This window comes from Streptomyces sp. DSM 40750, assembly GCF_024612035.1.
Lineage (GTDB): Bacteria > Actinomycetota > Actinomycetes > Streptomycetales > Streptomycetaceae > Streptomyces.
This window is the reverse complement of record NZ_CP102513.1, coordinates 8,932,303-8,951,715: the sequence shown is the minus strand read 5'-3', so window position 1 is coordinate 8,951,715 and position 19,413 is coordinate 8,932,303. Positions and strand designations below refer to the sequence as shown.

Here is a 19,413-nt window from a genome sequence, read left to right as displayed (position 1 = left end):
GTCGATGGCGTTCAGCCCTCTGTGCAAGACCGATCCATTGCTCGACTTCATCCGGGACACCTATCAGGTGGTCCCGATACGACTGCCAGACGCGCGCTGGCGTCCACTGGCACTGTTCACCGTGGATCAGCGAGATCGCTCGGTCAGGTACCTGGGACACGCCAGTGAGCTGTCCTACGGTCCGGGGCCACTTGTGGAGAGGGTCAAGATTCCACACGTCGAGTACGAACGCTCGGGGCGGCACGAGTGGGGAGCGACGGTAGGCGTCGTTGCACCCTTCATGTCCGCGCTCCTCGGCATCCCGCTGCCGGACCTCGAGGCGTCAGTGACCGCCCGGATCCACCGGCGGACGGCCGTCCAGATCTCGCTCGGCCGGACTGTACGCTCGCTGGCGAGTGTGCTGGGGATCGCCTCGTGGTTGGAGGCGCATCCGCTGGTGCTTCCCACGCCGCTGCCGCTGACCACGACCCTGTACATCGTGGACGCAACCGTCAGTGCCCGCGAACTGCATCTCAGTGTGGAGGGCGAGCGCGCCTCGGAGTTCACCGCCCTTGTGGCGGCAGCGATCGCAGGCAACGTGGAGCCGTCCCGTCTGGCGCGCAGCGAAACACGGCTCAAGATCTCCGGGACTGTAGCGGCCCCGTTCGGCTTCAGCTGCCTGGAAGTCGAGCCGTCCGCTGACCGCTCGCTGGCCGTGCTGCGTCTGCCGGTGTCGGTGCCGAAGGCTGCGGCAACCGGTGTCCATCTGCCCAGCGAGGAGTATCGCGTGCAGCTGGCCGCCTCCGACGAGCTGATGGAGTTCGACTCGCGCCGGGAGGCGCCCGGAACCACATTGAGGATCTCCAGCGCCGCTCCTACCGTCGGCTCGGGATGCCTGTACCGGATGCCGAGGCGACGCAGCCCCTTAGCCTCGATGACTTCCTGCGGTATCTGGCGACGAACACGGACAATTCCGAGAGGCGCGTCCGCAAAGAGGCCGAGCGGATGTTCGCGAAGCAAGGCCGTCTCCCCGACCGCCCGGATGTCGCATGCCTCTCCCAGTCGCTGGGCATCCTGATTGAGCGGGTCGACGAGTTGAAGGCAGCGTGTCCGGCCGTCGATCCAGGGTGGGATCTTTCGGGTATCTGCTTCGGCGTCGTCCCCGGCGGTGGCCTTGACGCGTACACCGAGCGGGTGGACAACGAGTTCGCGATCATCGTCCCGGAGGGCCTGTTCTCGCTGGCAAACTTGTTCTGCCGGCTGGTGATTCTGCTCCAGCCGATCGAAGCCGACGGCGTATATCTGCCGACGGCTCATTTCGAGCAGTTCCGCAGAGTCACTGAGGACCCCCACCTTCGGTTCTGTACCGCTGACGTCTTGCGCGCCTACTTCCTGCACGGCGACCCCTACGTGGCGCTCCCCTACCGCAGTGCGCTCCCCTACCAGGACAGATTCACCTACTTGCTGACAGGGATGGAGCTCTACGTCCTCGCGCACGAGACGGCGCACGTCCTGCTGGATCATCTCGACACCGACGGTCCCATGACGCCGGAGCAGGAACTCGCGGCCGACGACGTGGCTCACCGGATCCTCGTCCAGCACTTCTCAACCATTGATGAGCACAGCGAGGCACGGGCAGCCCTGGCCGGCTTCTTGTTCCACGGCCTGAACGAGCTGTGGGAAACAACCGTCGCCGCCGCCCTGGGCGGGAGGTTCGAGGCGATGCCCGCCGGGAATCACCCACCCGCGGTCGAGCGAGCACTCCAGTTCACTCTGTCGATGTCGAGGACAGCGCCACCGGACTGGTTCCTGCTGGTCTTCAACGCCGTGACCCTAGCGACCAGGGAACTTCCCGAATCACTGCTGCCTGAGATGCTGGCCGACGCCGAACGCCTGGGCGGAATCCACGCCCGCGCTGCCCCTCGCGCGCTGGCACATCTATGCCGGGTCTCAACGGCGAACAAGGAGCACTGCTGGACCGAGACTGTCGCCAGACTCCTCACCTCGCAGGATCGAGAAGACGTCCTGCTCGGTGCATGGTTCCTCATCGACAACTTTCCCAACGTCCCGATCCACCTCTATCACGGACTCAGTGACGATGACGATCCAGAGTTCCAGGCGCTCTGCCGGGCCGCACTGATCACCCTGAGTCCGATCTACGAGCACTACTTCCCACGCCTCGCAGAACGCTTCCGCGAGGTCTACGCGCAGGACATGCTCGACGACTACATGCTCAACATCTCCCAGTACGCAATCATGATGGCGATCTCGATCCTCGATGAGCGGTCGCAGACAGCACCGTGGGCGGACGGCTTCTTCGACGAAACAAAGCCACGAGGGCGAGGACAGTGCCGACACATAGTGGCCACGGTCGATGGGGCGGGTGCCCGGTACCCGAAGCGGCAAAACCCGGATCATGCGCTGGCCATGGCGCAACCGGAGGCGCTCGTGACAGATCCGCACCGCGCTCGATCGGTGAGATCGAGCGTTCGACCACAGTCGTGACGCATCACACTGATGGGTTTGTCCGGGCGACTCTGGGGAGCGCGCGGGGAGAATCAACTACGTAACCGGGCACGAGCGTGAGAGGTTGCACAGAGATGAATCAGTCCAGGCCAGAGCCCTAGTTTTCCAAATCACCGCAGGTCAGCACCGTTAGGTTGACAATCTCAAGAAGGTTTCGTCCTGGGCTGCGATTCTGTTTACTCCGACACTCGTGGGAACCATTTGCGGAATGAACTTTCGACCCATGCCGGAGCTGAGCTGGAGCTTCGGATATCCCTTCGCGATCGGCTTGGTGGGGGTCGTTTGCGTCAGTTTGTACGTGATTTTCAAGCGGCGGGACTGGTTCTGAGTCCCTCTTGCCGAGATCAGTTCTTGTGCGGCCTTTGCTCTCGCACCGGTTACACATCGGGCCAGAATCGGCCCTGGGGAGTCCCTGGAGAGTCCCTGGGGAGAAGTGATGCAAAGGATCTCGCCTACCTGCCTCAGTTAAGCCTCTGACCAGGTCTTTTACCTCCTGGAGCCATTGGGGAGATTCCGGGGAGAATCGGCTGGCAACACAGGTTCTGCGACTTCACGCCCCCGCCCAGCATCTCGCCGGCCGACCTTGCTGCACCCACAACGGACGAAGGGAGTCGACGTCAGCATGCGCAGGAACGCTTTGGCGGCCGTCATAATGGGGGCATGGCCTCCCACCCGCAGCACTCCGCACCCGGGCCGAGGAACCTCTCGGGCGCAGACGCTGATGACCTCGCGCTGTACCGGGAAAAGTTCCGGCGCCGTCTACCGGAGTCGCTGGACGAGCTACATGGGCCGACCCGCGGTGTCGTGGAGCTGCCACTGCACCTGGCCTGGTCCGGGATGACCTCGTACGACCTGGGCAAACCTCGCCAACGCATGGGCCTGTACCGCACTGTCCTACACGAGGGCCTGCGCGACGACCTGCCCCGCTACCTCAACCAGGACCTGCTCCTCCAACTGTGGCCAATGCTGCGCACCCTCATCGGTCGCACCGTGCGCACCGTGTGGGAAGACGCCTTCCCCCAGCTCGCTTCCCGTACCCGGGCAGCCGCGTGACGGACATGCCGGAGCTGCACACGCGGCTCCTGGCGGACGTGATCGCCCTCGGCTCGTCATATCCCTTGGTCCTCACCGGCGGGTATGCCGTGAGGGCGCACCGCCTCGTGAACCGCCCCAGCCAGGACCTCGATGTCGCCACCGAGAACCCGGCGCCCATGGCCGACATCGCAGCCGCGCTCTGTAGCGGTCTAGCGGCCCGGGGCTGGAAGGTGCAGGCGCTGGAGACGGCCCCGCTGTCCGCTCGCTTCACCGTGACGGACCCGGCGACCGGGCAGGAGTGCGAAGTCGACATCCTCAAAGAGATCTTCTGGCGGCCCAGAGCCCGTACGGGCCTGTCCTCGCGGAGGAGGACGTGATCGGGACCAAGGTTCGCGCCCTCGCCGACCGCGGAGCGCCCCGCGACCTGATCGACGTGTTCGCGGCTTCCCAGCGCTGGACGAACGCCGAGCTCGAGGAGTTCGGCCGCCGCCACGCCCGCGGCCGCTTCGAGCGCGAGGACCTCCAGGCAAACCTCACTGGCGCCGAGTGGACCGACGACGAAGCCTTCGCCGCCTACGGCCTCGACGATGCCACCATCGTCGCTCTCCGCACCTGGGCCACGGAGTGGGCCAACGACCTCGCGGCCCGCCTCCTCGAAGCATCCGATGATCCGGACATCGACTGATCACGTCCGCTCGGAACCGGATCTCCAAGCTGCCGGCGATGCCGACCAGGACAGGAGCCAGGAAACCGGTAGGTAGGAAGGAGGTCAGCAACCGGGCGAAGGGCGGATCCCAGCACCATCGCGAGGCGGCGTGGGCCGCCCCGGCGGCCTGGAGCGTTGCGGCCCGCCGGTGCCGGGTTCACTCTCACCACCGACGGTGCCCGGGCGCCATGTGACCGGCGCCAGGAGGCCGGCCACGGCCGCACACCGCACGGCCGGACCGTCGGACAGCGGCTGGCGGCTGGCGGCTGGCGGCTGGCGGCTGGCGGCTGGCGGCTGGCGGCTGGCGGCTGGCGGCTGGCGGCTGGCGGCTGGCGGCTGGCGGCTGGCGGAAGATCATCCACAGCGCACGAGTGCGCTCGTCACCCGCCAACGACCAGCTCACCGTGGCTGGTGCCCTTTCCGGCAAGCACCTCTTGCCCGCCACGGTCCAAAACGGTGCGGACGGAGCCGCTATACGTCGGCGGTCACCGGAACAGGCCAGGCCAGCGCTACCGACGCCCGCTTTCCGGCCCGCGCTCGACCGGCAACCTCAGCCCCGTATGGGCCGACACCACACCGGGTGAGTCCGGCCTGCCGGCGAGGAGCCCTGCGGCTCGGCCCCAACCTGGTGAAGCAGGCTTGCCTGGCTCTGTGACTGGCACAACTTCCTGCCCCCGCGAATGCTGCGCCCCGCCGTAGGAGAAGGAAACGGGAAGCAGCATAGATCGCCTTGTCCGTCCGGGCGGGATTGCCGCACTCTTTCGTGCAGCGCACCTCGGCCTGGACGGATGGTCATTGGAGGTTTCCGTGCCGCTGCCGTCCACCGAGTTCGGCGAGGAACTGAGGAAGCGTCGCCTGGACGCCGGACTGAGCCTGACGGCCTTGTCCTGCGCCGTGCATTACAGCAAGGCGCAGTTGAGCAAAGTCGAGCGAGGTATCAAGGCACCCAGCCGTGATCTCGTTCGGCTGTGCGACGCCGCCCTCGGTGCCGACGGATCACTGATCGCCCTGGTCACCCAGGTCGTTGCTGAACCCCATTCCGAACCAGCGTCGTCCCAAGCCAACGAGGAGGACTGGATCATGCAGTTGTCGCCGGACGGCCCGAACCGGTTCCAGCCCATGGGCCGGCGAGAAGTGATGAGCGCCGGCGCCGCATCGCTGATGACCTGGCGGTCGGACGGAACGGGCACGGCGTCCCCGACCGCGGGCGTCGGCATGCTGGAAGCGTCCCGCTCACTGTTCACGCACTACCGGAGACTCGGCCAAACCGTGGAGCCTGGTCTGCTCCTGCCCGTTCTGATCGCTCAGACGCACACCCTGCGGGAACTGTCCGCTCAAACCGACACCGGCACCCGCCGACAACTGCTGGCACTCGGTTCCCGGTACGCCGAGTATGTCGGCTGGCTGGTGCAGGAAACCGGGGACGAACGTGCGGCACTGTGGTGGACACAGCGTGCGGTCGATCGATCTGGCAGCCGCCAGCGGTGACCAGGCGCTGGCTGGCTACGCACTCGTCCGTAGGGCTTTGGTCACGTTGTACCGGGACGACGCTGAGCAGACGATCGCGCTGGCCCGTCGCGCGCAGGGCGGCACGCTGCCACCGCGGATCCGCGGGCTGGCCGCACAGCGCGAAGCGCAAGGGCACGCCCTCGCAGGCGATCGCCATGCCTGTCAGCGTGCCCTGGAGCGCGCTCGTACGCTCCTCGCCCGCCAGGACGACGGCTCCGAGGAGCCGGTGATCGGCACGATGCACCTTCCCGACTCAGTCGGCATGGTCACGGGCTGGTGCCTGGTCGATCTCGGTCGGCCACGGGAGGCGAGCGAGGAACTCGATCGGCAACTTGCCCTGGTAGGCCAGGAGGCGGTGCGTACACAGGTGCGATACGGCGTGCGCCGTGCCCTCGCCTATGCCTCGGCCGGCGAGATCGACCATGCATGTGCGCTGACGACACCACTGCTCGACGGCGTGGCGGCAGTGCGCTCAGCGACCGTCACGACCGACCTGCGGCGCCTCGCCCGGGTCCTGGCTCGCCATTCTGATCACCCATCGGTACGTCAGCTGGGGCCGCGGCTCGGCACGTTATCGCGCTTGTCCACTTTCTGAAGGAGATGTCACCATGCGCGAGGTCTTCATCAACTACCGTACGGGCGACGGGGAAAAGACCGCCGCCCTGATCGACCAGGAACTGTCGCGTCGCTTCGGCCCGGAGCACATCTTCCGCGCCTCGAGGTCCATCACCCCCGGTGAGACCTACCCCGACGCCCTGCTGGCGGCACTGCGACGCAGCTCCCTCCTCCTGGCCGTCGTCGGACCCGACTGGACGAACTTCCAAACCCGGCTGCACGATCCGGAGGACTGGGTGCGCCGGGAGATCGAGGAGGCGTTCACGTGTGAACTTCCGGTCGTTCCCATCCTGGACGGCCGGAAGACGAACCGGCTGAGCAAGATCGACCTGCCGACCGAACTGGCACGGCTCGCCGACCTCCAAACCATTCCGTTCGACACCCACGACACCGAGACGGGTGTCAGGCGCATCGGTGATCTGGTGGCCGAGATGGTCCCCGGGCTGCGCGACCTGACCCAAGCCGACAAGACATCGCCCGCGTCGGACACCGTGACCAACTCGATCGGGGACGTGAGCGGAACAGCCGTACAGAGCCGTGACTTCACCGGAGACGTCGCGGGCACCATCGTGAAAGGCGCCCATGGCCCCGTCCACACGGGCAACGGCCACATCTACCAGAACTCCCGTCATGTGTCGGGCGACCGGCACATCTCGGGAAACGGGATGACGTACTTCGAAGGCGACAACCACGGCACCGTCCAGCATCGGTTCGGCGAACCCGATCGCTCCGCGGACGACAGCCGGTGAACCAGCACAGCGGCACACGGGTCGAGAACCCACACGGGTTCACGCACACAGGGCCGGGCAACATCTACGTCAACGTCGGCGCCCAACTACAGGACTCGGACAAGTCGGCCTTCCGGCGCGTCGCTGAAGACCAACTTCGTTGGCTGCGACGTGTGTTGGTCGACCCCGTCAACATGGGCAAGGCCCGCTCCACGCTCGCCGACACTGGCACCGTCATCCTGGACGGTGCCCCAGGCAGCGGCCGCACCTCTGCGGCCCGGGTACTCCTGCGCGAGTACCACCGGGGCAGCGGCGTCTTCCACGAGCTTCTTCCCGGCGAGGAAGGCGAGCTGTCCCTCCACGACCCGGCTCTGGTCGAAACCGGTGACCGCCTGCTGCTGGACCTGTCTGCCGCGGACGACCGCCAGTGGTCCGCGGCAAGGGCCGACCTCCCTGTCCTCCGTAATGCCGTCCACGAACGGCACGCACATCTGGTGGTCGTCATGCCGCGCGGCGGCGCCGTCGATCCCGACCTCCAGTACTACCGGGTCGAAATCGAGCCCCCTCCGGGCCTGAACGTTCTCCGGCGGCACCTCCGCGTGCACGGCGTACCGTACGAGCAATACATCCAGCCCGACGTGACCGTCACCGAGTTCCGGCCTGGCCAAAGGCCGATGCGGGAGATCGCGGACTTCGCCGACCTGGTGCGCCGCGCCCGCGAGACCGCTCGACGGGACGAAGGATTCGCGCAGTGGTGCGCAGCAGCCAAGAGAGCACGGAACGACCGGCGGAAGGAAGTCGCCGAACTCGTCGCCGGATTGCGCGAGGCACCTCAGCGGGCTGGCACTGCTGATCGCCGTCTCCATGCTCCATGGGGGGCACGCCGACGTCGTCCACCGTGCGGCTCAGCCATTGCTGAGCACTCTCGACTCTCCGTCCGAAGGTCTCCCTCTGCTCCAACACAAGGACCTCGCTGAGCGGCTCGCGGAGATCTCAGCCGAAACAGGACCGGACGGGCACATCCAGTTCAGGGAACTGGACTACGACTCCGCCGTCCGCGCACATTTCTGGGATCACATGCCTGACCTACGCCACCACCTCGGCACCTGGGCCGCGAGGGTCGTGGATCTGAACGATCCGCACCTCATCCCTGCCGTTCGTGACGATCTGGTGGCGCGTATAGCCGATCAGTATCTGCGGACCAGGCGCGGGGAAGGTTTGGCGTCTCTCGCCGAACGATGGAGTTCCGAGGCCGCGAGCAGGGCGCGGCTGGAAGCCGCTGTACACGCACTCACCTGTGCTCTCAACGATCCCGCTCACGGCAGGGAGTTCCGCGAACGGATCTATCAGTGGTGCGCATACCGGCGCCTCAAGGGAGAGTTCGCACAGGTCCTCGTCCAACTCTGCGCCGATGTCCTCGCGTCCAGCCATCCCGACCAGGCCCTGATCCGGCTGTACTACCTGGCCCGGCGTGAGCGCGACACCGTCCGCGCCGTGCAAGCGTTGTGCGACCTGGTGGCACGCAGTCGTCGGCTACGCCGAAGGCTGCTCGACCGCCTCGCACGATCCAACCTCTCGCCGCCCGACCTCGGCATCTTCCTGCGCGTCTGCGATCCTGTGCCGCTGACGGACGCCTTCGACATCACATGCGCGCTGGTGGAGGCGAACGGTGTTCAGCGTTCCCTGACCACTTGTTGGCATGCGGTACTGGCCAGGATGCCGCGGACAGAGTGGCAGCCACACGCGGAACGCTGGCTCCACTGGGCGGCCGACGACACCGGACACCGCGGTGAACTTCTGCTCGACGTCCTCGTCCGCGCCGCTGAGCGGTGCGACAACAGGCGGGGGGCGGTCTTCGCCGCGCTGTACGCGAGTGCCCGCGAAGCCGAGCGCACTGCTCCGGGAGGTCCCGCGCGCTCCGCCGAAATCACTGAGCTGCTACTCCAGAAGATCAGCGTGGCCCAGGGCCTCGGCCATGCCACCCCGCCGCCGGCACCAGCCAAGGGAGCTCAACCGTGACGACCGCACGAAAGACGACAACCGTCTTCCTCACCATCTTGTGCGGTTTACTGCTGACCATCGTCGGCCTGACACAGCGGTGGCCTACGTGGATATGGCCGACGCTGGCCGTGCTCCTCCTCGTTGTCCCCGCAGCGGCATTCCGGATCGCTTCGCTGCGCCGCGGTTCCATGCCGGTCAGTTTCGAAGAACAACTCACAGCCTCCCCCGTGGAACGCACGGAGTGCCACGTCAGCCAGGTGGCGCTGCCCAGCCACTGGGAGGACTACAGCTTCATGTTCTCGGCGACCGTGCGGTGGTACCTCGTCGAACCATCCGGAAGCGGCTCCGTCCTCAACCCGGCCGGAGTCGCCGTCGAAGCAGTCCTGAACCGTGCCCGCGCCATCACCGAGAAGCGGCAGCCGGACCGAGCCTCACTCGTCCAGCACGAGATCAGCGGTGTCCTCGGCCGTATGTGTCCCGACGCCACAGGACACCTCCAGGCCATGGCGGAGAACATCAGCCTCACCTTGCTCGAGCAGGACCAGGAGCGCTTGGACAGACTCGCAAAGGTGCGCAAGGACAAGGCCGTCTGGGAGCACCAGCGCAAATACGAGCAGAGCAAGCGCCAGTACCTAGGGGAGGACGTACTGAAGGACACCGGCAGTGCGGTGGTCTGGTGGCTCGCCAAGAACGACGAGCACGTGGAACGGACAGTGGCAGACCTTGCCCTCCTCGCGCAGCTCACGTCCGCAGCCAATGACACCGACATTCCCGAGCGACTTCAGAACCTCGTGTCCCAGCAGCCCGGCGAACGAACCGCTCCCGAGTTCCTGGAAGAGCGCCCCGCTCCCGCCACACAGGAACGGACGGCTGCGGATCATCTCTCGGGCTTCTTCGACGCCATGGGCCTCACGGAAGGAGACGTCCGACGGGCGATGCTGGCCAAACAGATCTCCGACATCATCAAGACGCAGGACCGCCACGAGACGGCCGAGGACCTGCGACGCCGGTTCGACCCTCCTGCGACCTTCACGCCGAACAACGGCGACGGGCCGGATTCCACCACCAGTACGCCCGATGAGACATCGGGTTCCTGACACATCTTGGAGGAATCGATGGACAGCGAGCTGGCCGCTCTCGCCGCGTCAGGAGCAACGGCCCTGGTTTCCCTCATGGTCACCGACTCCTGGACGCACGCCCGTGAACTTGTCGGACGGTTGTTGGCTCGTACCGGCTCGGATGCCGCCGCAATCGCCGAGCTGGACAGTTCACGGACCCGGCTGCTCACCGCCACCACTACCGAAGACGAGCAGGCCGCCTCCGACATCAGAGCTCGGTGGCATGTCCACCTGCAACAGCTCGTCGAAGCCGGATCTCTCACCAGCGACGACCTTCGCGTCCTGCTCACCTCGTTGCAGCGGCTCGACGCTGCCCCAGCGACGCGTCGGGAGACCGTGCACAACGACATCAACGGCGGCGTTCAGCACGGTCCCGTCATCCAGTCAGGCCGAATCACCGGGCTCACCTTCCACGTCCACCACCCCCCAGCGTCCAAGCCGGGCTGAGGCCGGGACGGTGTGATGGTGCAGGCAAGTTGGAGCGGGCCGAGGTGCCTGAAGTGGCCCCGCTCTCTGTCTCGCCCAACTCTTATGTGGAGACATTTCGATCAGACGGCCCGGGTCTCACTTGCTAGCCGTGAGCTCGACGAGAAGGGCCACTACCGTGGCGGCTCCCACGACGGCGGCCCCGGCTTCGGCTGCATACAAGGTCAGGGCCATGACGGGGACACAAACCAGCAGGAGGACAGCGTCCTGCTTCATGTGGCGGATCTTCCGCAGATCCCCATGCCGTCCGAACCGCATGACGTCAATCGCCAAAGCCGTCCTCACCCTGGAGCGGCAACGCTGAAGAAGCTCATTGCTGGCCCGGACGTCGTTCAGCGGCCCCTCAATATTGGCCACCTGGCCCCACCCGCTTGACCGGCTGCGCGTGACGTCTCGAAGCGGCCCCACTCCCGCTCACCTGCAGGGGCGACCGTGCGGTGGGGCCGGCGCGGACCGTCATCGAACGCCTGTCGGTGCCAGCGATGGCCAATTCGGTGGGGCCGATTGCCGACGTCAAAGCCACTCATTGCCGCGACCGGGCTCCCCTCGTCGTCGACGACGCCACTCGTGGTCCCCCGCAGGCCCTGCAGGATGCGGTCGTTGGCACCTCTGGCCAACCTGGGCGAAGCCACCGAAAAGTGCGTCCACCGTCACCGCGGCTGCCTGCGCCCGATGCTGTTGCCATCGACACAGAGCGAGTCCGCGAGAGCGACGGACTCCTGATCGTGCCCTACTCAGCTGGAGTGTCGAGCCGACCCGGCGAGCTGACGCTCAGCAGGCCGACACGATGAACCGCTTCCGGCGCGGCCGGGGTCCGCGGAGGGAACTCCGCTCGGCTTCCTCCCTCGCCATGACCGGCCTACGTCAGCTGATCGGCTGCCGAAGCTCGGCCCGGATCCGGAGGGTCCGCTCGGCGAGGCTCGCCAGGTCCACGTCCCTGGCGTCGCCGGAGGAGACCGCGGGGTCGATCTCGCCGATCAGCGCGCCGGTGTTGCCGTCGTTCCAGGCGCACATCGGCATGATGACCCGCATGTTCAGGTCCTCCTTGGCGACCACCTGGCAGGTGACGGTGACGTCCGAGCCGGAGGGGCGGAAGTCCTTGGGTGCCCGGGCGACCGACACGCCGTCCGGGTCGGCGGCGTCCTTCAGCATGGTGTCCCGGGCGTCGTCGGCGTCCTTGAACCGGCCGTACACACCGCTGACGTTCAGCTGGCCACCACGGTCCGCAGGCGTGTAGATCGCGACGGCCGCCTGGACGTCAAGGCCGCCCAGGGCGCTCTCGGCGTGCTGCTCGAAACTTTCCTGCGGCGAGTCGGAGAAGTCCTGCTCCCGCTTGTACTCACCGCCGAGCAGGGTCTTGGGCAGGGCCAACCGGTACCGCGCCTCGGGAAAGTCCCCGTCGGTGCCGACCTCGCTGACCATGACCGCGGCCCAGGCGACGATCAACAGGGCCATGACCCCGCCTACGCCCCCCAGGACGACACCGACCCGGCTCTTCTTCTGCGGGGGAGATGGCAGGAGGTACGGCTGGGTCGTGGGAGACCGCTGCGGCGGGGGCGTGGACACGCCATGAAGCTACTGCACGCACCACTCGTCCAGCACGTGGTAGCCCCTCGACCGCCGCCTCTTCATCGGTGGTCCCGGCACCATTCACCCCCGCGTCGATCGCCGTCCGCATCTCCGCGAGGATGTCCTGGGCGTAGGCGCCGTTGAAGCTGTTCCAGGTGCTGCGGGAGCAGGAACGGCTGGATGTGCTGGTCCGTCCGGGCCGGGGCCAAGAGCCGACACGTCATGGTGTCCGCCTCTGCCGGGGCGCTGTGAGGCCGTGTTCGGTACCGGCGAGTCTCAAGTCGCGGACTGGGGTGCGGATGCTCCCGGGACCAGCTCGACCAGCCATCTCTGTTCCGCCTCTCCATTGCGGGGACTTGGCACCAGAACGGTGCCGGTCTCGGGCGAGGCGGGGGCGATCACGAGGTTTCTCTCGTCGCGTGTGAGGAGTTCTCCTTCGGGGCTCAGCTCGAAGCGGAGCCCGAACGAGACGTCGCCCGAGGAGTCGCAGTACTCCAGATCCAGCACTTCGTCGTCCCCGCCGGCGTCCAGGCACAGATCCGGTTCGGCGAGGTTGCTCAGGAGCCCGTCCTCGACGTAGGTCCACCGCTGCGTGCTGGCGGCTGAGCAGGCGGACAGGGTGGCCTCCGCGCCACGCTCGGGCCGCGCTCCCCGGACGTCCATGCACAGGTCCGCGGCCGCGTTGCGCAGTCGGCCGCTCCCCGGGGGGACAGGGAGGGCGGTCGAGGTCGTGGGGGAGGAGGGTGACGGCGTGGGCGCAGGCCGCTGTGTCGCCGGAGCCGGTGCGGTGGTGTCGGACGAAGTGCCGACCCCGACGATTACTGCCGCGACAGCGGCCGAACTCGCGGCGATCCCGGCGACGAAGATCTTCGTACCCTTGCGGGTGGAGCCAGGCCTTCCCTTCTTTGCCGGCTTCTGTGGCGTCTGCGGGGGGTCCGAGGGCCGGGCGTGGGCTCCTTCGGCGGTCGCGGCAACGGGCGCTGTGCGCGAAGGGCGTGCCCGGCAGGCAGCCAGATAGGGGTGAGCGCTCTCGGCGAGCAGCGCTTCCGCCAGCAGTACGCCCGGTCTCGTGGCGCAGAGCCTGAGCTGTTCGGCGGTGTCCTGGCAGTAGGAGCACTGATCCAGATGCAGTTGCACCTCGGGCAGCGTGGTACCGGCACCGTGTGAGGGTGCGTCGAGGAGGCGGCTGTAGTCCCGGCACTCTCTTCCCTCTGCGTTCTCGACATGCGTGCGCAGGAGCGCCGAACGCCATTGCTCCCGGGCCCGGTCCAACTCGAAGGGCGGTATGTCTCCTTCGATTCCGAGCAAGGCTGCAGGAACGGCCGATGATTCGGCTTCCACGTCCAGATGCCACAGAACGTACTGCGTGGTCCTCGGGAGCCGCAGAAAAGCGACCTGGCTCAGGTGCCGATTCTCGGCGACCGAATGTGGTGGGGGCCTGCCGCTGTCGGCGGCCCCGGCCTGGTCGTACGACAGCCCCGAAACGGTGCCGGTCTGTGAGCGCGCACGCGCGGTGTCCCGTACGGCGACGAGCAGGCGAGGGCGCAGGGCATCAGTGGACCCGGCTCTTTGGAGGCCTTGCACCACATGGCGGAACGCCGCAGCGGCGAGCGCTCGCGCAATGGCGGATGAACCGGAGGCGCAGATCTCCGCATACTCGGAGACTGAAGGACCGTGTCGCGCGATCAACGCCGCGACTGGCGTTGTGCCCTCGATGGTCCGGGACATCCTCAGCGCGGCGACGAGGGCGTCGTCGGACATCCCTGGAGCGGTCTCGGGGTCGGGAGCCGGGCTTGCGGGAAACGGGTGAGCGAAAGACACAGGGGCTTTCCTTCTCCCAGGGCGCGCTGGGCAGCCTCATCCCGGGCCGATGCGGGAACAGCAGCAGCGCGGACCTGGTGTGGCCGTGCGGAGAGGGAGGTGTTGAGGTGGTGACCGCCCGGGCGATGCCGCGCGACCGCCTTGTGAGGGAGCGGGCAACGCCACGACCCGTGTGAGCCGGTACGCCGGATACGGATTGTTCCAAGCGTGAACCACCCTGTCATACAGGCCAGATGTCCAACAAGGGATGCCAGGACGAAAGAGAAAGGGATCGGCTCTCGCAGTCAGAACGGTCGTTGGACTAGGCGCGACGGGACTTGCTCACCATTCGGATTCGGGCGGTCAATACACGACTTTCGCGTTCACCGCACACCCGATCGAGGCTGGGCGTTGACGCCTCGATCGGCACCGTGGACGGGCCGGTTGGTTCAACGACCAGCGCCTCCACGCCGCGACCGGCGAGACCCGCCCCACGAGCACGTGGCCGGCCACCACGCTCTTCAGCAGCCCTGACCATCGGCTGGAGCCAACGGCATGGAGCCTGCACCGATCCCGGAGCGGGACAGTGCCGTGTGGTGGTGGGTGGTGGTGCCGAACACGGCGCCCATGACCACCACGACCGAAATTTCTGTGTGCTCTCAGGCGCATGTACGAGAACTCGGCCAAGGTTCACACGCCGGCACCGCGGCCGACGTCCGTGAATCCAGGCAACTCAACCACGTGATTATCGGTAGTTCGTACCGGCCATGACACCTCCTTCGCTCCTCTGCTAGCTTCAAGACAGCTGCATTCCGACTCACAACAGGTACGACGGACCTGAAGCGCACGGTGGAGCAGCCCTTCATCCCCACTGTCATTGTTCGAGATACGCGACTCTGCGCGTGAGGTCTTCCCTAAGGGTCGACGAACCGTGTAAGCCGTCGAGGGCGTCTCTCGGCGTCGACCACGTGTGCATCCGTGGTCGGGCCGAGTGCGCCTGTGCCCGGACCGACCACCTGCCAGGGAAGGTTCTCAAGGTCCGGATGGAAATCTATGGTTGGGCCGCTGTGATAGTGGCGTTCATCGGTGCAGCCGCCTGGATCCTCGTCACTGCGCTCAAGAAGGTCCCTGCCGTCTGCCGTGAGGCGAAGAAGGCGGTTCGGGCGGTGCGCGAACTCCGGGACGAGATTCGCGGTCCTCAGCGCCCGGAGATCACCGGACCGCAGCGAACTGACGATCAACAGCGCTGACAGACGCAGGAACTGACGGGGCGTCTGCCTTGCTGGCGTCCCGTCATTGATGGTCCAGGTCGAGACGACCACGTCGTCGACGCCGGAGAAGACGAAGCCCATCCCGACGTCGGAGAAGACGAAGCCCATCCCGACGTCCGCCACGGACTCCGCGGTGTTCTTGTGAGTGCTCCATGTCCGTGCGTCGGTGCCTGACGCGGCCCTGCCGGTCGTCGTCAGCGGACGCTGGTCGCCGGCCCGACGCGCACACCTGTCGTGGGTCGTAGGCTCGACGGGGAACACTCGCTTCTTCGCCGCCCGGTGAGCAGCGACGCGGCACCATGTCGAGCACCTGAGCGCGTCGGCCCGCGCCCAGTGATCGGCATGTCGCCTTCGCAGCATGCGACGCGTAGCAACGGGGCTTTGCGCGTACCTCCCTTCCCACACCCTTGCCTCACCTCGCGCTGCGCTTGTGCCTTACGCTGACTGCTCCGTGTGGCTGGGGAGGGCCACCGAGTCATGGGGGGGGTCGCGCTATGCGCGCTTACGTTCGTCGTGCCTGTGTGCCGACAGTGCTCATATCCGCCGTTCTGCTGACGGGGTGTTCGTCTGGAGGCGACTCGGGAGAGGCGACTCCGAAGCAGACGTCGGCGTCGGAAGTACCGACCGGCGAGGCAGCCGTGAAGCCTTCGGAATCGGCATCCTTGTCCGCGCCCGGTCCCGTTCTGAAGGTCGGGGAATCCGGCGAGTTCGAGACTGGCGAGACCGACGACACAGGCGAGAACTACAAGGCCACGTCGAAGATGTCCGTCAAAGTCGTCAGCGCGGAGTACGTGACGCCGGAAGAAGTCGACACGGGCAACGAGCCGGAGAACGGGCAGTTCGTCAAAGTGACGCTCACACTGAAGAACGTCGGCGACGCTCCTGCAGAGGTCATGACTTACGGCAGGATGGAGTGGGAGAACAGCAACACGGCCCGTCAGAAGGCCTCCACTCTGGAAGGCGTCGGCGACGGGCGGAGCATCGACACGACGTACAGGCCGGGCCAGTCCATCACGGGGTTCCTGATCCTCGACGTTGGCGAAGAGGGCGGAACCGTGAGCTACAACGCGTCTGAGGATCCGAATGCGGTAGGTCCGCTGTTCTCCGTGACCCTACCCAGGGAGAAATAGCTCAGCCCCGGTCGCGGGAGTCCCCAAGCGGGTGCTCGGATTTTTCAAGCGGCGGGACTGGCTCTAGGCCCTCGCGTGACGCTCAGTTCTTGTTCACGCTTTGCTCGCGCATCCCTTGCAGATCGCGCCGGGAACGGCCGTGGGGAGCCCCTGAAGAGAAGTGATGCGGGTGATCTCCTCGCCCTGCTTCCGACAAGCCTCTGACCACGCACAGCGCCTGCCGGTCCGGCACTCGAGGTCTGCCCTCGACCAGCTTCGGCACCGACTCGGGCAGCAATGGCTCGATGAGCGACCACAGTTCATCCGACACTATCCATGGACGTGACTGACGTTTCCCCACGACCGGACCAACGAGCCGCCTGCGGCGTGTGACGCCGGTTGGCGTCCTACTGCAGATCGACCTGGAACACCTTGTCCGCGCCGTCCGGCTCGCCTCCGTTGTTGTCGGCGTTGGTGGTGGACAGCCACAGGGTGTTCTTGCCGGGGACCTTCTCCACCGTGCGCAGCCGGCCGTATTGGGTGGTGTAGTAGGCGGTGGGGGTGCCGGTGCTGGTGCCGCTGACCGGGATGCGCCATAGCCGCTCACCGCGCAGTGCCGCCATGTAGAGGGCTCCGTCGGCGTACGTGACCGCGCTCGGGGATGCCTCGCTGACGGTCCACTGCCGCTTGGGGCTGGTCATGCCGGACGTGGAACAGCTGCCCTCACAGACCGGCCAGCCGTAGTTCTTGCCGGACTCGATCAGATTGAGCTCGTCGTACTTGCTGTTGCCGAACTCGGCTTCCCAGAGCCTCCCTTGGGCGTCCCAGGTGATGCCCTGGGGGTTGCGGTGGCCGAGGGAGAAGACGAGTGTGCCGAACGGGTTGCCGGGTGCGGGCCTGCCGTCCTTCGTCATCCGCAGGATCTTCCCGTTGAGGGAGTTCCTGTCCTGGGCGAGGTTGCTGTTCTGCGCATCGCCCGTGGTGGCGTAGAGGTGGCCGTCCGGGCCGAACTTGATGCGACCGCCGTTGTGGTACTTGTTCTTGGCGATGCCGGTGACGAGGACTGTGTAGCCGCTCAGCGAGGAGCCGTCGTACGTCATCCGGACGATGCGGTTGTCGGAGGCCGCCGAGTGCATGAGGTAGACGTAGTGGTCACTGTTCCAGTTCGGTGAGACCGCGAGGCCGAGGAGGCCGCCCTCGCCGCTGGTGGTCACGACGTTGGGCACCTTGCCGATTTCGGTCCTCGTGCCCGCCTGGGTGAGTTTGAAGAGCTTGAAGGAGTCCCGTTCGGTGACGAGCGCCGAGCCGTCGGGCAGCCAGCTCAGGCCCCAGGGAACGGTCCAGCCGGACGAGACCGTTCGGATGGCCGAAGGGACCGAGGCGATGCCGCTGTCTGTTCCGCTGTCACTTCGTGCCGTGGCGTTTCCGGCGCCGGCCGCCGCGCCGAGCAGACCGGCGGTGAGCGTGGCCGCGGCAGCGGCCGATGTGATGGTTCGGAATCCGCGCATGGGCGAGCTCCTCGCTGTGGGGGGTGTCAGGAAGCCGTGATGGGCTCGCAACCTGATGAGTAGTCAGCCCTCCGGAAGGTAGGAGGTATGTGAGGGAGAGTAAAGTGCCAATGAAGCCAAAGGTTCATACTTTCACCTGGCGAATCAAGCCCCTAACACCGCCTCAACAGCGGCTTTGCCAACAGATCCGACAGTGGCCGACCTCGACGTTCTTATTTTCGGCCAACGATAGATCGGAGCACTTTCCTGTCGCCCCATTGACCCGGGTGGCCGGTGCTCGCGATGCTGCAACACAGCACGACCTGGCCGTCAGGTACACCGGTCCCCCACATCGGAAGGCAGGTACGGCTCATGACCGCATCCGTACAGCAGGCGGTGGAACCTCAATCGCCACCCGTCGACGAAGAGGCGCCGAGCTGGCAGACACCCGACTTCGTGGTCGTCGAGACCGCGCTGGAGGTTACCGCCTATTTCCTGAGCGACCGTTAGCCCGCCGCCGTGCTGCTGCATGTGCTCGGCACTGCGGCGGGCGGCGGCGTACCCCAGTGGAACTGCGCGTGCCCCGGCTGCTCCGGGGCACGCGCCCATCCCACGTGGCGCCGCCGCCACGCCTCACTCGCCGTACAGGCGTCCGACGACCGCTGGTATGTCATCAACGCCACGCCGGACATCGGCGACCAGATCGAAGACTGTCCCGCACTGCGTCCCGTACCCGTACCCGTACCCATCCGGGGCTCCGCTTCCGGCCCCCGGGCCGGTTCGCGGCGGACCCCGATCGCCGGGATGATCCTGACCGACGCCGAACTCGACCACACTCTCGGCATCGCCCGGCTGCGCGAAGCCGGTGCCGACGGGCTGGAGTTGCTCGCCACCGGGTCCGTGCGCGAGGCACTGCTCACCGGGCTGCATCTGGAGGCCGTCCTCGGCCCGTACACGCCGCTCACCTGGCGCGAACTGTCCCAGGAGCAGCCCGTACCGCTCACCGAGGACTCCATCGTCACGATCAGCGCGATTCCCGTCTCCGGCAAACGCCCCCGCTACGCGGTGCACCTGCCCGGTTCTGAAGGCGATACCTGGGTCGTCGCGCTGCTTCTCACCGACCGCGCCACCGGAGCGAAAGCCGTTTACGCGCCCGCACTCGCCGCCTGGCCGGACGCCCTGCAGTCCGCTGTCGCCGAAGCCGACTGCGTGATCGTCGACGGCACGTTCTGGGACGACGAGGAACCCCGGCGCACGGGCATCTCCACCCTCACCGCGACCGGTATGGGGCACCTCCCGATCGACGGGCCGGGCGGCACCGCGGAGCGCCTGGCGTCACTTCGCGCCCGCTGTCTCTACACCCATCTGAACAACACCAATCCCCTCGTCGATCCGAGCGCACCGCAGTACAAACGGCTGGCTGACCAGGGCATCGAGGTGGCCGGAGACGGAATGGTGATCCAACTGTGAGCAC

Annotated in this window: 17 protein-coding genes and 4 pseudogenes; 15 read left to right on the top strand and 6 right to left on the bottom strand. The window is 66.7% G+C overall.

Annotated elements, in window-relative coordinates; translation table 11 throughout:
- Positions 1-4 precede the first annotated feature (4 nt).
- From JIX55_RS39620 to JIX55_RS39590, 8 genes and pseudogenes are all read left to right on the top strand, one after another.
- On the top strand, positions 5-1,057 hold the full coding sequence (locus JIX55_RS39620) for a hypothetical protein (RefSeq protein WP_257568035.1): 1,053 nt from the start codon (positions 5-7) through the stop codon (positions 1,055-1,057).
- Positions 985-2,484, top strand: coding sequence for a hypothetical protein (locus JIX55_RS39615; RefSeq protein ID WP_257568034.1), 1,500 nt, complete (start codon positions 985-987; stop codon positions 2,482-2,484). Before JIX55_RS39620 ends, JIX55_RS39615 begins: the two co-directional genes overlap by 73 nt.
- 157 nt (positions 2,485-2,641) lie before the next feature.
- Positions 2,642-2,833: pseudogene (locus JIX55_RS39610) on the top strand (CorA family divalent cation transporter); the annotation flags it as partial.
- 332 nt (positions 2,834-3,165) lie between these two features.
- Positions 3,166-3,558 (top strand): hypothetical protein, encoded by a 393-nt coding sequence (locus JIX55_RS39605; RefSeq protein WP_257568033.1) that lies wholly within the window; start codon positions 3,166-3,168, stop codon positions 3,556-3,558.
- Between the two features lie 5 nt (positions 3,559-3,563).
- Positions 3,564-4,225, top strand: a pseudogene (locus tag JIX55_RS39600) (nucleotidyl transferase AbiEii/AbiGii toxin family protein).
- A gap of 828 nt (positions 4,226-5,053) precedes the next feature.
- Complete coding sequence (locus tag JIX55_RS51020; RefSeq protein ID WP_306820079.1) at positions 5,054-5,734, top strand: helix-turn-helix domain-containing protein; 681 nt, start codon at positions 5,054-5,056, stop codon at positions 5,732-5,734.
- Positions 5,700-6,350: a hypothetical protein gene (locus JIX55_RS51015; RefSeq protein ID WP_306820078.1), complete on the top strand. Its 651-nt coding sequence runs from the start codon at positions 5,700-5,702 to the stop codon at positions 6,348-6,350. The genes JIX55_RS51020 and JIX55_RS51015 overlap by 35 nt, the downstream gene beginning before the upstream one ends.
- Positions 6,351-6,363: 13 nt before the next feature.
- Positions 6,364-7,119 (top strand): TIR domain-containing protein, encoded by a 756-nt coding sequence (locus tag JIX55_RS39590; protein ID WP_257568032.1) that lies wholly within the window; start codon positions 6,364-6,366, stop codon positions 7,117-7,119.
- An 86-nt stretch (positions 7,120-7,205) separates the two neighbouring features.
- Here the strand turns inward: JIX55_RS39590 and JIX55_RS39585 are convergent, their stop codons facing one another.
- Positions 7,206-7,964, bottom strand: a complete 759-nt coding sequence (locus tag JIX55_RS39585) for a hypothetical protein (protein ID WP_257568031.1) — start codon at positions 7,962-7,964, stop codon at positions 7,206-7,208.
- Between JIX55_RS39585 and JIX55_RS39580 the strand changes: the two genes are divergently transcribed.
- From JIX55_RS39580 to JIX55_RS39565, 4 genes and pseudogenes are all read left to right on the top strand, one after another.
- Positions 7,963-9,117, top strand: coding sequence for a hypothetical protein (locus JIX55_RS39580; RefSeq protein ID WP_257568030.1), 1,155 nt, complete (start codon positions 7,963-7,965; stop codon positions 9,115-9,117). The genes JIX55_RS39585 and JIX55_RS39580 overlap by 2 nt on opposite strands.
- Entirely contained in the window at positions 9,114-10,196 is a 1,083-nt protein-coding gene (locus tag JIX55_RS39575; protein WP_257568029.1) for a hypothetical protein, read from the top strand. The genes JIX55_RS39580 and JIX55_RS39575 overlap by 4 nt, the downstream gene beginning before the upstream one ends.
- A gap of 18 nt (positions 10,197-10,214) precedes the next feature.
- Entirely contained in the window at positions 10,215-10,664 is a 450-nt protein-coding gene (locus JIX55_RS39570) for a hypothetical protein (protein WP_257568028.1), read from the top strand.
- A 250-nt stretch (positions 10,665-10,914) separates the two neighbouring features.
- Positions 10,915-11,007, top strand: a pseudogene (locus JIX55_RS39565) (IS5/IS1182 family transposase); the annotation flags it as partial.
- Between the two features lie 560 nt (positions 11,008-11,567).
- Here the strand turns inward: JIX55_RS39565 and JIX55_RS39560 are convergent.
- From JIX55_RS39560 to JIX55_RS39550, 3 genes are all read right to left on the bottom strand, one after another.
- Positions 11,568-12,269: a hypothetical protein gene (locus JIX55_RS39560; RefSeq protein WP_257568027.1), complete on the bottom strand. Its 702-nt coding sequence runs from the start codon at positions 12,267-12,269 to the stop codon at positions 11,568-11,570.
- Between the two features lie 279 nt (positions 12,270-12,548).
- Positions 12,549-13,580 (bottom strand): RICIN domain-containing protein, encoded by a 1,032-nt coding sequence (locus JIX55_RS39555; protein WP_257568026.1) that lies wholly within the window; start codon positions 13,578-13,580, stop codon positions 12,549-12,551.
- 1,406 nt (positions 13,581-14,986) lie between these two features.
- Complete coding sequence (locus JIX55_RS39550) at positions 14,987-15,466, bottom strand: hypothetical protein (RefSeq protein ID WP_257568025.1); 480 nt, start codon at positions 15,464-15,466, stop codon at positions 14,987-14,989.
- A gap of 398 nt (positions 15,467-15,864) precedes the next feature.
- Here JIX55_RS39550 and JIX55_RS39545 point away from each other — a divergent pair, with 398 nt between their 5' ends.
- Positions 15,865-16,473 (top strand): DUF4352 domain-containing protein, encoded by a 609-nt coding sequence (locus tag JIX55_RS39545; RefSeq protein WP_257568024.1) that lies wholly within the window; start codon positions 15,865-15,867, stop codon positions 16,471-16,473.
- Positions 16,474-16,684: 211 nt separating this feature from the next.
- On the opposite strand, the pseudogene JIX55_RS39540 reads toward JIX55_RS39545, so the two are convergent.
- A pseudogene (locus JIX55_RS39540) lies at positions 16,685-16,786 on the bottom strand (IS5/IS1182 family transposase); the annotation flags it as partial.
- A 73-nt stretch (positions 16,787-16,859) separates the two neighbouring features.
- A complete protein-coding gene (locus JIX55_RS39535; protein WP_257568023.1) occupies positions 16,860-17,960 on the bottom strand; it encodes a PQQ-dependent sugar dehydrogenase in 1,101 nt (366 codons plus the stop codon).
- A gap of 351 nt (positions 17,961-18,311) precedes the next feature.
- Here JIX55_RS39535 and pqqA point away from each other — a divergent pair, with 351 nt between their 5' ends.
- Together pqqA and pqqB are read left to right on the top strand one after the other, a co-directional pair.
- Positions 18,312-18,449, top strand: coding sequence for a pyrroloquinoline quinone precursor peptide PqqA (gene pqqA / locus JIX55_RS39530; RefSeq protein WP_257568022.1), 138 nt, complete (start codon positions 18,312-18,314; stop codon positions 18,447-18,449).
- A gap of 9 nt (positions 18,450-18,458) precedes the next feature.
- Positions 18,459-19,409, top strand: coding sequence for a pyrroloquinoline quinone biosynthesis protein PqqB (pqqB, locus tag JIX55_RS39525; RefSeq protein ID WP_257568021.1), 951 nt, complete (start codon positions 18,459-18,461; stop codon positions 19,407-19,409).
- Positions 19,410-19,413: the final 4 nt, after the last annotated feature.